Raw genomic sequence first — 14,172 nt, 5'->3', positions numbered from 1 at the left:
CATCTGTTTCTCGCGCGAGTATATCCTTTGATCAAAATTAATCGTCGGCCTGGCACACAAGACATCTCATGGTTCCTTGACCAACATGAATCAAGACGGCTCGACCTCGATCCGCCCTATCAAAGGCGTAGTGTCTGGACGTCGAAGGACCGACGTTATTTTCTAGACACTCTTTTTCGTGGCTACCCTTGTCCACCAATCTATCTTCACAAGACGATCGACTCGACGGGAGCCTCCATTTTTCACGTCGTGGATGGCAAGCAGCGCATTGAAACCATAATTCGATTCGCGCAGGGTAAAATTCGGCTGCCTGAAAATTACGGGGACGAGCGTCTGAATAATAAAAAATGGCCTGACATCATAAGCGACACGGTGATCAGAAATCGTTTCCTGAACTACCCATTTGTGGTCGAGTATTTCGATGACGTTGACAGCGCCGTTGTGAACGAAATTTTTGAAAGAATGAACAAGAACTCAAGGAAGCTTACTCAACAAGAGCTGAGGAATGCGCGGTACGATGGCTGGTTCAGTCGTCAGGTAGACAGCGAAGTTGACGAGCAAATTTGGAAAAAAATTGGAATCGTTACGACGGGTCGAGCCAGGAGAATGGCTGATGTCCAGTTCATAGCGGAATTGTTTATGATTCTGCTAGATAGGCAGATCGTCGGCTTTGATCACGACTTGATCGATATCGCTTACGCGGAGCATGAGGATATTACGGATCCAGACAATCCGTTTGATCCAGATGATTTCGCGACCAGACTTTCGGATGCGCGCACCATCCTGGCGAAAGTTTACGAGCTAGACAATTCCGTCTCGCAGTTTCTTTCTAGCGTGTCCAATACCTACGTCCTGTGGGCCATTTTGGTACTCGACACTAAACAGCTTCCGTCCGCGGACGAGCTGACGAAGGGATATGTTACGTTCATGAAAGAGGTGGCTGCCATCTCCGCCGAAAGAAAACGGCTGGATGCAATCACCCAGGGAAGCACCGAAAGCTCGCTACCGGCAGCTCCCGTCTTCAGCGAAGAGGCGCAAAGTTATTTCGACGCAAACCAAAGTGCCACTACGGAATATCCTCAGAGATTAAGACGTCTCACAGCTCTACGAAAAGCACTGAAAATTGAAAATTGAAAAGACAATCCGAGACGCCTTCTCGGATCAGCTTGTTATAAACGAGCGCGTTAAAGTCCAGGTCGAATCTGGTCGAAATCTTTTCGACGAGAATTGGCATTTCGTATCACGGCTCAAAAGCGACGAGAGTTTTGCGCTCAAGGTCGAGGCCGGATTGTGCGATGAAAACCTCGTAATCGACGATTTCTACGCCTGCACATGGGTCGTGCGGAATTCGTCCGAAATTGCGAAGGCTACTAAGATCGTCGAAGATAATTTCGATGTGGTCGCCCGACGACCACTCGCTTCCGACAAGACAACGAACCGACCCACTGACTTCCAGTTCGACGATCTGCGAATGTATGTGCGACTTAAGCCCGGATATGCGGGGTCAACAGAGATTCACAGCGTCATCTTTGAAATTCAGATCAAAACGTTCTTACAGCACGCTTGGGGCATCGCCACCCATGATCTAACATATAAAACTGATGAAGTGAGCTGGGCGAGGTTTCGCGTGGCTTCTCAAATCCGAGCCATGCTCGAGCATGCAGAGTTGTCAATCGAACGCTTTGAAAGTCTCGCAGGATCACAAATTATCGCCAAGGAATTTGATGATTTCGTTGGAATACATGAAATAATAGTGCAGTTACGGAGTCGCTTCGTTCCTGCCGCCCTTCCCAAGGATCTACAACGTCTGGCTAAAGTAATCGGATCTGCCTTACGGACACTTGGTGTTACCGTTGAGCAGTGCATGAAGTACCTCGACGAGGAATCCAACATCGGCAGAGGCGTCAACGAGTTGAATCTCTCGCCCTATTCGATTGTCATTCAGGCCGTCCTAGCTCGTCATTCATTCAAAGTAGCCGATCTTCTCTCGAAAGCCGCCAAATCCCGATATTTCCGGCCAATTAGGCTCTCAAAATCCGTGAATGTGCCGGCCAGCTTGAATTCTCTTGTGCCCAAAGTGATCACGACGTTCTAAGCGCGGGTTTTAAACGGGTTCGGGCGGCTACCGAGGCGTCCCCTCCTATCCGCGACGGTGGGGCCAGGGCGCCCGGCGGAACGCTCTGGGCAACGAACCGCGAAAACCTGTTGATCTTTCGACTTGAGAACAATTCGGAAACATACTCTGCTATAAGCTGACGACGAATCGGCTGGGGGAAGCATGGCTAGACGCCTGACACAGAAGGAAGCAGGGGCCTACTACACACCGGATCCGGTGGTGGGGAACCTCGTGCGCTGGGCGGTTCATGATGAAAATGACCGCATGCTCGACCCGTCGTGCGGAGACGGACGGTTTATCGCTAGTCATCGAAATACGGTTGGTATCGAACAGGATCCCGAATCTGCCAAGGTCGCCATGTATCGCGCCCCATGGGCCCTGGTTCACGAAGGCGATTTCTTCGCATGGGCTGCGGAGACCTCCGAGCGTTTCGAATGCGCGGCAGGCAATCCGCCTTTCATCCGATATCAAAGCTTCAAGGGGCCGGTGCGTGAGCGCGCCCTTTCCCTGTGCCGGTCACTGGGTGCGAAGTTCTCTGGCCTTGCTTCCTCCTGGGCGCCCTTCCTCGTCGCGACGGCTGGAGTGCTGAAGACCGGCGGCCGCATGGCATTTGTTGTACCCGCCGAGATCGGCCACGCGCCCTACGCCGCGCCGCTGATCGAATACCTGGTCGACAATTTCGAAGTGGTGCACGTGGTGGCGGTACGCTCCAAACTGTTTCCGGAGCTCTCGGAAGACTGCTGGTTGCTCTATACCGAAGGTTTCGGCGGGCAAACCGGCGAAATCCGCTTTACCGCTGTCGACAATTTCAAGCCGGGCAAGTCGACGCGACCTCCTGCCAATGCCCTGAAAATCCCTGTTTCAGAATGGCGAACCATCTGGAATCGACGCCTGCGCCCGTTCCTTTTGCCCGAGGCGGCCCGCGATCTCTACCGCATGGCAGCAATACACGAGAGGTCAAGACGGTTCGGTGAGATTGCAAGCGTCGGCATAGGCTACGTCTCTGGCGCCAACGACTTTTTCCATCTGCGGCCGTCGCAGGCCGACAAGCTGGGTATTCCCTCTGCCCTCCTCCATCCGGCGGTTCGCAACGGTCGCGCGCTGCCAGCCAATCAACTGACGAAGTCAACCATCGACAAGTGGCGCGCAGCGGATGAAGCGGTGATGCTGCTGCGTCTGCCCAAGACCAGCGCGGCAACACTGCCGACCCCTGTGCGGCGCTATCTTGACAGTGCCGGCGGCCTTGAGGCTCGCGAGGCCTATAAGTGCAGGGTGCGCGATCCATGGTATTCCGTCCCGGACGTGCAGATGCCCGACTTCTTTCTCTCTTACATGTCTGGCGTGTCCGCAAGTTTGGTGCGTAACGCCGCAGGCGCAACCTGCACCAATTCCGTCCACGGCGTACGCGTGCGCGACAAGGCCGCCATGGGTTCCCTGGTGAAGCATTGGGACAGCAACTTCCTGTCCCTTAGCCGGGAAATCGAGGGGCATCCCCTCGGCGGCGGTATGTTGAAACTTGAACCGCGCGAGGCAGGGCAAATTCTTCTTCCGCCAGAGGATTTGCTCCCGCAACTGGACGGTCACGTTATGGCCGACGCCGTCTCCACCATGCGTCGCTGGAGACATTATGTCTGATAACGAGCCCGAACAGGAGGAACTGCCCGAAGGTACCACACCGATCGAGGATCCGGATTTTCCGAAAACGTGCCAATGGACCAATGAGCGCCAAGCTCTTACGCATTTTGCTTCCTACACGGGAGTGACGCAGAGCCAGCAGCACATCAAACCCTTGCATTGGTATGTTGCCTGCCGCTTGGTCATCGAGGGCGGTTTCCGCCCCGAGGAAATCACGCCGCGCCCACCCTTTTCGTTTCGCAAAGCCAAGGGTAAGTGGCTGCTCCGGTATGAGCCCGAATTGGCGGCCGGCGGCGAAGCGACCATATTGGGCGGACTGAAAACCAAGAATGTCGATGTCGTGGTCAACAAGCCCGGGCTTGGGCCGGTTCTGTCCATCTCTTGCAAAGGCATGACAGGCGCCTTTCGCAACCTCACCAATCGCATGGAAGAGACCATCGGCGAGTGCACAAATCTGCACATAACCTATCCCGCAATGGTCTTCGGCTATCTCTTCGTGATCCGGGCCAATCGGCAGATCGAAGAAGCAGCCGCGATTGCCGCCTCTGACGAGCATGCTCCGCCGGCCCGGCAGTTGAAGGCCAATGATATTGCCATGGCCGTTGGCGGTGCGCCGGTGGAATCGATTATCCGGTTTCATTCTGCGCTACGCGAGTTGACCGGGCGCCGTGGCATTCGAGACGACGTATCGCGATACGAAGCCGTGGCTCTCGCAATGGTAGAGATGGCGGATGCCGAGCTCGGCACGCTCCTGCCCTGCTATCCTGCTGAGGACAGCCCGTTGCGCCTTGAGCAGTTTTTCCAGACACTTTATCTCCGCTATGACGAGCGTTTCGTCTACGCAGCACCTGATCTCAAGAGCGTTACGCAACGTCTTGAATGGTCGCCGGACTCGCCCGCCTTTGTCCCGCACAATGGCTATCCCGAATTCGATTATGCTGCCCGCTTAGTTGAATGACTGGCAACCCCATTGCTGGCCGCACCACACCTGGCTGGAGCCTGGGCTGTTTAGGGGGCGCCTGTGAAAGCTGTGCGCAATCTCATCAATCATGCATGCTCCGGTTGTTCGCGGATTGGCATCCCAGGCATTTGCCGCCTAACCTTCGCAAGTGATTTGGATTGTCGCTAGGGGAGCGGAGCGGGAAATGAAAGCAACGGAAGCCAATCTTCTGGGGTTTCTTAAGAAGTCACCGCAGTTCATCATTCCGATCTATCAGCGGACGTACTCGTGGACCGAGAAGGAGTGCCGTCAGCTGTGGGAAGACATCCTGCGGGCGGGCAAGGATGAGACGATTCCGGTGCACTTCATTGGGTCGATCGTCTATATCGAATCTGGCTTGTCTCAGGTGTCTCACCAGGCGCCGTTGCTGGTCATCGACGGTCAGCAACGGCTCTCCACCGTCACCATTCTCCTCGCCGCCGTGGCTAAGGCCTTGGGTGACACCGAGCCGGTTGACGGCTTTTCCGCGCGCAAGATCCGTAACTACTATCTGGTCAACCCGGAGGAGACGGGTGAACGCCATTTCAAGCTGTTATTGTCGCAGACTGACAAGCCGATTGACAATTTCGCCTCACACCATCCGCCACACCACGGCGCTGCATCTCCTGCAGTCCGGCGTCGACATCAGCGTCATCGCCTTGCACTCGAGCAAAATACCAAATACTCAGGTGGACGACGCTGTTCCCCCATATCCCGTCAGCACGCCACCTTGGTTGGGCGGGCGGATACCATACACATCATGACTCAGACCTCTGGCCGATAAGCAACCATGAACCGCCATTCCGGTGGTTGCAAAGTTCACCATTCTCTGAGCTTACAAAATCGGACACCAGAGCTGGTCTCCCCTCGCTAAACAAGGTCCGGAAGAAGTTTTCCCTGCAAACTCTGGTTGTCGGCTCGGTGGCTTCTGTGCGACGATAAATCATGGACGACCTGCAAATCAGACCAATCTCATTTACACGCTTCAATGCTCTAGGTGGCTATGCTCGTCACCCTCGGACCCTGCTCGTGTTAGACGAGCTGGCATATTTCGAAGCGGATGGTGGCGATGTCATCGGCATCACCACCCGAGACATCGAAGATCAGGATTTTGGTGGAATCGTCATGGCACGAGACCAGAAGCGATGTTTCCGGGGTGTCCATGTGACGCATTTTTGCCCTACCCCTGAAGCGGCACAGGAAGCGCTGTTCGCCGGGATGCGGGAAGCTGCCCGAGCGCAAGCGGACGACCACTATCAGGGCGACGAAAAAGGACAGCCAGTCGATTTCTTCACCCACCTGCATGACGAACAAAAACTGCATCCATCCTTCGTCCAACTGACGACAAACGAAGGATACTCCCCTGCGCGCGATATCATGGAGCCTATGATGCGCTGGTATGAGGATGCGGACGGCAATTTCATTGAGCAGTTCCAAACGACCGGTTTCGACCAGCGCATCTGGGAGCTTTATCTCTACGCCATGTTGATCGAAGCAGGTTACATTCTGAGCCGCGAGCACAACGTACCTGATTTCTGCTGCGCCGGCTTGTTGGGCGAACTCTATATCGAAGCCGCTACCGTTGGCCCGACAATGAAGGATGGGCAGATCGTACCCCCTCCGCCCACGGATACGCCAGAAGAAATCGACCGCTTTTTGAAGGACTATATGCCGATCAAATTTGGCAGTGCGCTGTTCTCGAAGCTAAAAAAGAAATACTGGGAACAGCCCTATGTCAGAGGCAAGCCATTCGTGCTCGCGATCGCCGATTTCTCGTCTCCGATGTCGATGGTGCATTCACAGCCTGCACTGGAGCGGTATCTTTGGGGTTATGAGTATCCCACCACTCGCGATAGCGAGGGAAAACTGATTATCTCGCCGGTGCGAGTTCAAACCCATCAATGGGGCGATAAGCCACCCATCCCTTCCGGCCTTTTCCACTCGCCTGACTCTGAGCAGGTGAGTGCCGTGATCTCCACCAATGCGGGGACAATCGCGAAATTTAACCGGCTCGGAATTCTGGGTAAATTCGGCTCCAAGCAGGTGCTTGCGATCCGAGAGGGCCGTATGGTCGATCACAATCCCAACGCCACCCTGCCGAAAATATTTCGCGTCATCGTGAACGCGGCCGGCTACGAAGAGACTTGGATCGAAGGTCTAAACGTCTATCACAATCCACGTGCCGCAATTCCCATGCCGATGGAGATGCTTCCTGGCGCCGCGCACCACTTTTTCGAGAAGTCAGGACATGTCAGGAGCTTCACGCCCGAATTCCATCCGATGTCGTCTGTGACCAACCACCTTTCGCCGGTTGATGTTGAAAAGGTGCTGGCAGAAATTGGCGACAAGACGCACATGGTGTGGACACTCAAGCCAGGGGATTCCGTCCCTCAAGAGGACACAGGCAAGCGAGGGTGAACAAAGATATCTATGCCGGATAGCCCGAAGAACACCTTGGATATATTCGCGTCTGCCGTGCTTGAGCTTTTACGCGACAAGGAGCTTGCCTACGCAGATCCTTCCGAGCGGGCGATCGTCGCGCGCCTTGCCATCCTCCTACAATGCAAATATCCTGGATGGTCGCTCGATCTCGAGTGGAGCCGCCGAGAAAACGTCATTAAGCGGCTTCGTTATGGGCTGTCGGACGAGGAACTAATCGGCAAGGACGCCATCGTTCCCGACCTCATAGTCCACCATGTCGGAAAGCGGGAAAACCTTCTTGTTGTCGAAGTGAAGAAGGTGACGAACACGGACTATGAAGGAGACATCTGGAAGCTCAAGGGCATGACCGAGCAGGCAGGAGCCTATGGGTATTCGGTCGGCCTCCATCTGGTGGTCGATGTAACCGCGGGCACCGCGCCGCAATGCGACGTTTATGTCGATGCAGAGCTGGACGAAGATCTAACAGAATGGATGCAGGGGCGGCTGAAGGCCCCGGCCTGAAATCGTGACGAATCGAGATCACGGCTGCCGCAGATGCAGCGCGGATCAGTATTCTGGGGCGGAGGCGCATGTATCTCGACAAATTGACGCTGAATAATTTCCGGTCCTTTGCGCAGTTGGACATTCCGTTGTGCGAGGATCTCACACTACTGGTCGGCGAGAACAACGGCGGCAAAAGCAATGCAATCGACGCCATCCGCCTCCTTACCGCGCCACTCGGCGGTCGCCGCGAACTCTACTGCGAGACGACAGATATCCGTTTCGGAAGCGCGAACCGGAGATTTGAGCTGAGTGCGAGCTTCACGAAGCTGAACCCTGCTCAGCAGGGCCGGATGATCTCTGCCGCGACCGACGCGGCCATCACCGGATGTATCTTCGGTCTGAAGTATGATGAGACGACCGGCCGTTTTCCGGTCCGGCCGAATCTGTGGGCAGGGCATCAGCAAGGGAATCCCGAGCCCGGTTGTCATGAGATGATCCGTCACGTCTATCTACCGCCGCTCCGCGACGCCAAGCGGGCCTTGGCTTCGGGCAATCCGAGCCGGATCTACGCGCTTCTGAACCATTTCCTCGAAGGGGGCGATCCCGAGGCGCTGGCCAAGTCCCTGAGACGCGGGGTCGGGGCGGAGATTCTCGAAAGGGTTGGTGGAGCCGTCGAGATTGGATTGAGCGCGCTGACAGCCGGCGTCCGTCGGCAGGTGTCCTCGCTCGGTTTTGCGAGCGACGAGAAGCTGATCGACATCGCGCGCGATTTGCGCTTCAAGCTCGCCGATCATGGCATCGAACCCGAAGATCTCCGCTATTCCGGGCACGGCTACGCCAACCTCCTCTATATGGCAACGATTGCGGTCGAGCTCGAGAAAGTGAACGACGCCGATCTCACGTTGTTCCTCGTGGAAGAACCCGAGGCGCACCTCCATCCCCAACTCCAGGCCGCGGTCCTGAGCTTTTTGGACGATCAGGCGGAGAAATCCCGCAAACCGCGTCCGGGACATCAGGGGCCGGCGGGCGAGCTGCAAGTAGTCGTCGCCACCCACTCGCCGAATCTGTCGGCCTGGGTAGAGAGCAAAAAGCTCGTCTTTTTCCGCTCCTTTATGCCTGCAATCTCGCAGGCTGTCCCCGGCCCTGCACACGAGGAGCCGCAACTGCTCGCTGGCGTCCCTGCCGCGATCGTGCAGGAAATCGAGCCGAACCCAGTCATACCGGTCGTTCGGCCGAGGCGCATGACACGGTGCATCCCACTTGCTGCGCTGGCGCTCGATCCCGTTGAGCAGCGCAAAGTCGATCGCTATCTGGACGTCACTAAATCGGCCTTCCTTTTCGGGGGCCGCGTGCTCCTCGTGGAGGGCATCGCCGAAGCACTCTTGCTTCCCGTTATGGCCAAGAAGATCGTCCTCAAGGACCATCCAGAGAAGCTGCGTTTATTCCGATCGGCCGTATTCGTTCCGATCGACGGAGTTGATTTTCAGCCATATGCCAAATTGCTGCTTTCGCCGTTTAACGAAGTCCGCATCGCCGACAGACTCGTGGTGTTGACGGACGGTGACGGTGGCGACGTGGCTGCAGGTGCGATCACTCCCGGCGCGGCGCGCAAACGCGATCTGGAGGCCGTTGTCGAGGACCTCGGCGCCACTGAATTCCTCGAGGTCATCATCAATGATTATTCGCTTGAAACCGAGCTGGTCCGCGCTGGCAACGCCGAGTGTCTCAAGGATGTTTATCTCAAGCTTCACCCGCGATCGGGCGACAAGTGGGACGCCGCAGTTGTTCAGGCTGGAGCTGCCCAAGCAGTTGCAATTCAGAACCTATTCGACACAACACGCAAAGGCGACTTTGCCCAACTTGTCGCTGAGGAGATCAGCAAGGGCACTGCTTTCAAGGTCCCAGGCTATCTGAAGAATGCAATCGAGGCGTTGGTGAAATGACCACCAGGCCGTTCGTGCCGACCGATGAGCAGCAGCGAGTCATCGACCATGAAGGCTCGGCCTTTATCGCTGCCTGTCCGGGCGCGGGAAAGACCCGCGTAATGGTGGAGCGAGCGCGAAAGCTCCTCGGTAATCGGGCGGCAGGTCGCGGCATTGCGTTTCTGTCTTTTACAATCGCTGCCGTCTCTGAATTGGAGGATCGGCTGTGTCGAGAGGGACTGGTTGAGACGCCGGCATTTCCACATTTTATCGGAACGTTCGACTCGTTTCTCTGGCAGTTCCTGATAGCCCCGTTCGGCGTCGATGGCAGCCTCGCCCGGCCGAGATTGATACCCGACAAGGACGATCGGACAATAAAGCCGTTTGCGGCGGCGCAAGCATTGCCGCTTGAGTGCTTCGATCGCGTGACAGGCAACGCCATACCAGCCATGATTCAGCGCAACGGCTTTCGCGGCAAGATCGCCGCGCACGAGACGGTTGCACGAAACGCACGTATGCGCTTTCTCGAGCGCGGCGAACTCGATTTCGCTGATGCGCGCTCAATGGCACTCGCCCGGTTACGTGATCCTGCTTGTGGCGCTATCCTCGGGCCCGCGCTTGGGGCGCGTTTCCAAGAGGTGATCGTCGACGAGGCGCAGGATTGTAACCCGGTCGATCTTGAGATCATTACCTGGTTCAGGACGGCGGGTGTTCCGGTCAAGGTCATCTGCGACCCTAACCAGGCGATCTACGGATTTCGAGGGGGTGTCACGCGCGAGCTTCGCCAGTTTGCCGAGACATTTACTCCGGCCGAACGGTTGCCGATGAACGGTAATTTCCGATCCAGCGAACATATCACCAAAGGTGTGGTTGCTTTTCGCGCACCAGATATGCGCGCCGTAGTCGATGAAGCCCTGGGAGAGCATCGCAACGAGCCGACCCCGGTCAAGATACTGTCCTATCCCGGAAATGGTGTCCCTTCGACGATCGGGGCAAAATTTCAGGAGCTTGTGACCGCGACGGGGCTCGAGCCGCGCGATTGTCCGGTGGTGTCAGCAACGCGGCGCACGGGCGCCAATGCACTGGGACACCCTCAAGATTCCGGCGTCCGGGACCTCAGCTATCGATTGGCGGTCGCGGTGAGCGATTTCCATTTTTCGTTCGATATCGGAGCGCGGAAGGAAGCACTGATCGCTGTTCACCGCGTCCTGCTTGAATTGGGTGGTCAGCTAGAAGGCAAGACTTATCACCAACATCTCGCCGACGCCGATGTCGCGCCGGACGCGTGGCGGCCCGGAGCGACCGAACTGGCCCAAGCGCTTCGCTTTGCGCCGGAGCGTTTTGCGACTGCGGAGGCGTGGCAGGATGAGGCGCGCCGACTACTTGCTCCACTGCTTCCGGCCAACGGCCAATCGATCAATCAGCGGCTCCGACGCAACGGGGATCTTCATAGAGCTTTATCGGTCGCACCGGCGGAAGGTCATCCAGCCAGAACAATTCATAGCGTCAAGGGCATGGAGTTTCCCGCGATCTGCGTGGTGATGTCGCCGAGGACGGCGAAGGGCATCATCGATTTCCTAACTGGTACTGAAAATGGCGACAACGAAGAGGCGCGCAAAATCTACGTCGGTGCGTCCCGAGCAAAACGCTTGCTCGCGATCGCTGTGCCGCAGACGCAGGCCGGGCGCTTAAAAGATTTGATGGCAGGAATGGGCGGCACTGTCGCGCTTGTCGCGCTTTAGCAACCTCTCACTCATTCTGACGCCCGCCCATCCAGGAGTGGGCTAGGTCGTCCCAGAGGAGCGTTCGGTGGGATTTGTTCGCGGATGCAGGAATTCATTCCTGTTCTACCGCGGCAGGAAAGTCTGGCATAGTGGCCCATGCCTTTCCATCAAGGGGTCGGAACAAGAACTGCTCGAAATCGTACGCTAAGCTCGAATGACCGTCATGCAGCACGCAAGATTCTTCCAGGAGGTCGCAATGTACACGCTTCGGGACGACGGCGAGAAACTACCTCGCCGTCGTCATCGTTGCAGCAACGGTCCTACGGATCAGATAACAGTCCAGGCCACCTAGAGAGAAATAGCTTGGCCCGCACCCAGGCGTTTGGCCTCGCGGTAAGCGAGGTCGGCTGCCACCATATCCTCCATGGCGACGCCCATGGCCTTGTAGATTGTGATCTGCTGATCTGACGTCCGACCTGGTCGCTGTCCCAGCAACATCGCACCAAGATCGGTGCCTGCCTCCGGATCAATATTTGCAAGTTCGCAGCAACCCACGGGTGTTGGCAAGAAGGAATCCCGCGTCTCAACGAAGAGGTTGCCGCGAGCGATCAAATCGATCGGAAGTTCGCCGCCGGGTGGCGCGACACCAACCGAGGACACGTGCGTTCCTGGTTGAACCCATTCTGCGGATATCGCGGGGACGTAGGAGTGCGTCGCGAGGCACACGACATCTGAAGAGCGTACCGCGGTCTCGAGGTCCTCGACCGCGGTGATACCGGAATGACGTGAAGCCAGCGCCTGCGCATCAGCAAAATCCTTCGAGAACACTCGAATTTCCTGGAAGTCTCGAACGAGTGGCAACAGGTGAAGGTGCTGGCTAGCTTGAACGCCCGCGCCCACGACGGTCGCGACCTTGGCATTACGCCTGGCGAGCTCTCGCACTGAGAGGACGGCCGAGCCAGACGTGCGTACGGCCGTGATGTAGGTGCCATCCATAATGCAAACAGGCATTCCTGTTTCTGGATCGAAGAGATGTATTGTTGCGAGGTGACTCGGGATGCCCCGGCCGATATTGCCTTCAAACACGTTGACCAGCTTTACGGTCAAATGCATGCCCTTCATCCAGGCCGGCATCGCCAACGAATAGCCTGCATTCGGAATATCGAGTTGTGGCCGCGCTGGATTGACGACACGACCGTCGGAAAGCGCTTTGAATCCGTCCGCTAGCGCGTCGAGCAGCTTGCGCAGGTCGATACTTTTTTTGACCTCCGCTTCGCTCAGCGAGAGAATCTTGATCTCACCCTTGGTGTGAATGCTCGCGGCAGGTTGTGTGCTGTCCATGATCTTGCTTGCCTTCGTTCTGGTTGGGGTTTAGTTACTTTCCAACCGTATTGCGGCAAGTGGCGTGATAAAATATGTTAGTTTTGATTTTTTTGTGTGATTGTCGCGCATTCGGACCCAAGAAAGTGTGAATCTAAAATGAACGATTTGGACCGTGTCGACCGGATGTTGCTCGGGCTACTGCAGGAAGATGGTCGCCGGACTGTTCTTGACCTCGCCCAACGCGTTGGATTGTCACCGACCGGCGCATCACAGCGCATCAAGCGCCTTTTCAGTGAAGGCTTTATCCGCGCCGTCCGGGCTGTGCTGGAGCCCTCAAAGATCGGACGCGGCACGCTCGTCTTTGTCCAGGTAAGGCTCGATCACACCGCACCGCACGTCTTCGACCGCTTTGCAGAGGCTGTTGCGAAGGCACCCGAAATCATCGAATGCCATATGGTGATTGGTGGTTTCGACTACCTGGTCAAAGCACGAATAGCGGACATGGCGACGTTTCAGGAATTCCTGCAGCGGGTCATTCTGCCGCTTCCTGGTGTCAGGGAAACGCACAGTTACGCATCAATCGGTGATGTGAAGCCTGACGCATTGTTGCCGCTTTGACACCTCCGATTTTCTGGACCGGTTGAGGCTGGAAATTCCAGTCTAGACGGAGTTTTCGGCATGAAAAGTCGAAGTTCACGGAGGCGCCGAGCGCCTCATTCTGTGGCAGACCGGGGAAGGAGCGCCGGTTCCCGAGGTCTGCCGGAGGGCGCGAGTCGCCGCCATCGTGTTATCGATCGACAAGTGTCCACAACACTTAAGATCGAACAGCGCGTGAACTATCATCTCTAACACGCATGATGGTCTGGCGGCTGGTTGTGAATTTTTTGGCAATAGCTGAGATGCTCATCCCTTTCGCGAGATCCTCCAGCACATTCTGTTTCTGCTTCTCGCTGAGGCGGGATGGTCGACCGAGGATCTTGCCTTCCGATTTTGCTCGCTTGAGGCCCGATTGGGTCCGTTCGATAAGCAAATCTCGCTCAAATTGTGCGACAGCGTTAAGGACATTCATGGTCATCGTTCCGGACGAACTTGCGAGGTCGACGCCGCCAAGCGCGAGGCAATGAACACGCACGCCCATTTCCGCCAGCTTCTTGACCGTCATGCTGACATCGATGGCGTCGCGGCCGAGCCGATCGAGCTTGGTGACGATAAGCACGTCGCCAGCTTCCAGTTTGTCCATCAAGCGGGTGAAACCACGGCGCTGCGCGATTGCGGTGCTGCCGGAGACCGTCTCGGTGATGATACGGCGCGGCTCGACATGGAAACCCGCCACTTCGATTTCCTGAACCTGGTTCTCGGTGGTTTGTCCGGTCGTGGAGACACGGACATAGGCAAAAGTGCGTGGCATCAGCTCAATTTCGTCCGAATAGGATGTCCGGAATATCTTAGCTGTTCATAATTCTGTCAAGGTAATTTGTGGACAGTGCGTTTTGCCCCTGTACGGAATCGCTCGTTTTCGGACATGCCTGGAACCAACGACGCAAGTTT

12 protein-coding genes are annotated in these 14,172 nt (G+C 56.5%); 10 read left to right on the top strand and 2 right to left on the bottom strand.

Annotation, left to right across the window (positions count from 1 at the left end):
* Positions 1-27 precede the first annotated feature (27 nt).
* From ACSQ3F_RS21505 to ACSQ3F_RS21465, 9 genes are all read left to right on the top strand, one after another.
* Complete coding sequence (locus tag ACSQ3F_RS21505) at positions 28-1,134, top strand: DUF262 domain-containing protein (RefSeq protein ID WP_436102305.1); 1,107 nt, start codon at positions 28-30, stop codon at positions 1,132-1,134.
* Positions 1,124-2,095, top strand: a complete 972-nt coding sequence (locus tag ACSQ3F_RS21500; RefSeq protein WP_436102304.1) for a hypothetical protein — start codon at positions 1,124-1,126, stop codon at positions 2,093-2,095. The genes ACSQ3F_RS21505 and ACSQ3F_RS21500 overlap by 11 nt, the downstream gene beginning before the upstream one ends.
* Positions 2,096-2,278: 183 nt before the next feature.
* Positions 2,279-3,751 (top strand): N-6 DNA methylase, encoded by a 1,473-nt coding sequence (locus tag ACSQ3F_RS21495; RefSeq protein ID WP_436102303.1) that lies wholly within the window; start codon positions 2,279-2,281, stop codon positions 3,749-3,751.
* On the top strand, positions 3,744-4,709 hold the full coding sequence (locus ACSQ3F_RS21490; RefSeq protein ID WP_436102302.1) for a hypothetical protein: 966 nt from the start codon (positions 3,744-3,746) through the stop codon (positions 4,707-4,709). The genes ACSQ3F_RS21495 and ACSQ3F_RS21490 overlap by 8 nt, the downstream gene beginning before the upstream one ends.
* A gap of 187 nt (positions 4,710-4,896) precedes the next feature.
* On the top strand, positions 4,897-5,514 hold the full coding sequence (locus tag ACSQ3F_RS21485) for a DUF262 domain-containing protein (protein WP_436102301.1): 618 nt from the start codon (positions 4,897-4,899) through the stop codon (positions 5,512-5,514).
* A gap of 161 nt (positions 5,515-5,675) precedes the next feature.
* Positions 5,676-7,148: a hypothetical protein gene (locus ACSQ3F_RS21480; protein WP_436102300.1), complete on the top strand. Its 1,473-nt coding sequence runs from the start codon at positions 5,676-5,678 to the stop codon at positions 7,146-7,148.
* 36 nt (positions 7,149-7,184) lie between these two features.
* Positions 7,185-7,673: a hypothetical protein gene (locus ACSQ3F_RS21475; RefSeq protein WP_436102299.1), complete on the top strand. Its 489-nt coding sequence runs from the start codon at positions 7,185-7,187 to the stop codon at positions 7,671-7,673.
* Between the two features lie 68 nt (positions 7,674-7,741).
* Positions 7,742-9,598, top strand: coding sequence for an ATP-dependent nuclease (locus tag ACSQ3F_RS21470; protein ID WP_436102298.1), 1,857 nt, complete (start codon positions 7,742-7,744; stop codon positions 9,596-9,598).
* Complete coding sequence (locus tag ACSQ3F_RS21465) at positions 9,595-11,319, top strand: UvrD-helicase domain-containing protein (protein WP_436102297.1); 1,725 nt, start codon at positions 9,595-9,597, stop codon at positions 11,317-11,319. Before ACSQ3F_RS21470 ends, ACSQ3F_RS21465 begins: the two co-directional genes overlap by 4 nt.
* 330 nt (positions 11,320-11,649) lie before the next feature.
* On the opposite strand, the gene ACSQ3F_RS21460 is transcribed toward ACSQ3F_RS21465, so the two are convergent.
* On the bottom strand, positions 11,650-12,642 hold the full coding sequence (locus tag ACSQ3F_RS21460) for an ornithine cyclodeaminase family protein (protein WP_436102296.1): 993 nt from the start codon (positions 12,640-12,642) through the stop codon (positions 11,650-11,652).
* A 138-nt stretch (positions 12,643-12,780) separates the two neighbouring features.
* Between ACSQ3F_RS21460 and ACSQ3F_RS21455 the strand changes: the two genes are divergently transcribed.
* Entirely contained in the window at positions 12,781-13,242 is a 462-nt protein-coding gene (locus ACSQ3F_RS21455; protein ID WP_436102295.1) for an Lrp/AsnC family transcriptional regulator, read from the top strand.
* A 196-nt stretch (positions 13,243-13,438) separates the two neighbouring features.
* On the opposite strand, the gene ACSQ3F_RS21450 is transcribed toward ACSQ3F_RS21455, so the two are convergent.
* Positions 13,439-14,032, bottom strand: a complete 594-nt coding sequence (locus ACSQ3F_RS21450) for a recombinase family protein (protein ID WP_436102294.1) — start codon at positions 14,030-14,032, stop codon at positions 13,439-13,441.
* Positions 14,033-14,172 lie beyond the last annotated feature (140 nt).

The organism is Pararhizobium sp. LjRoot238 (assembly GCF_964252955.1).
In the GTDB taxonomy this organism is placed as follows: Bacteria; Pseudomonadota; Alphaproteobacteria; order Rhizobiales; family Rhizobiaceae; genus Pararhizobium.
Note: the sequence above shows the minus strand (reverse complement) of the source record. Positions and strands in the feature narration are given on the sequence as shown.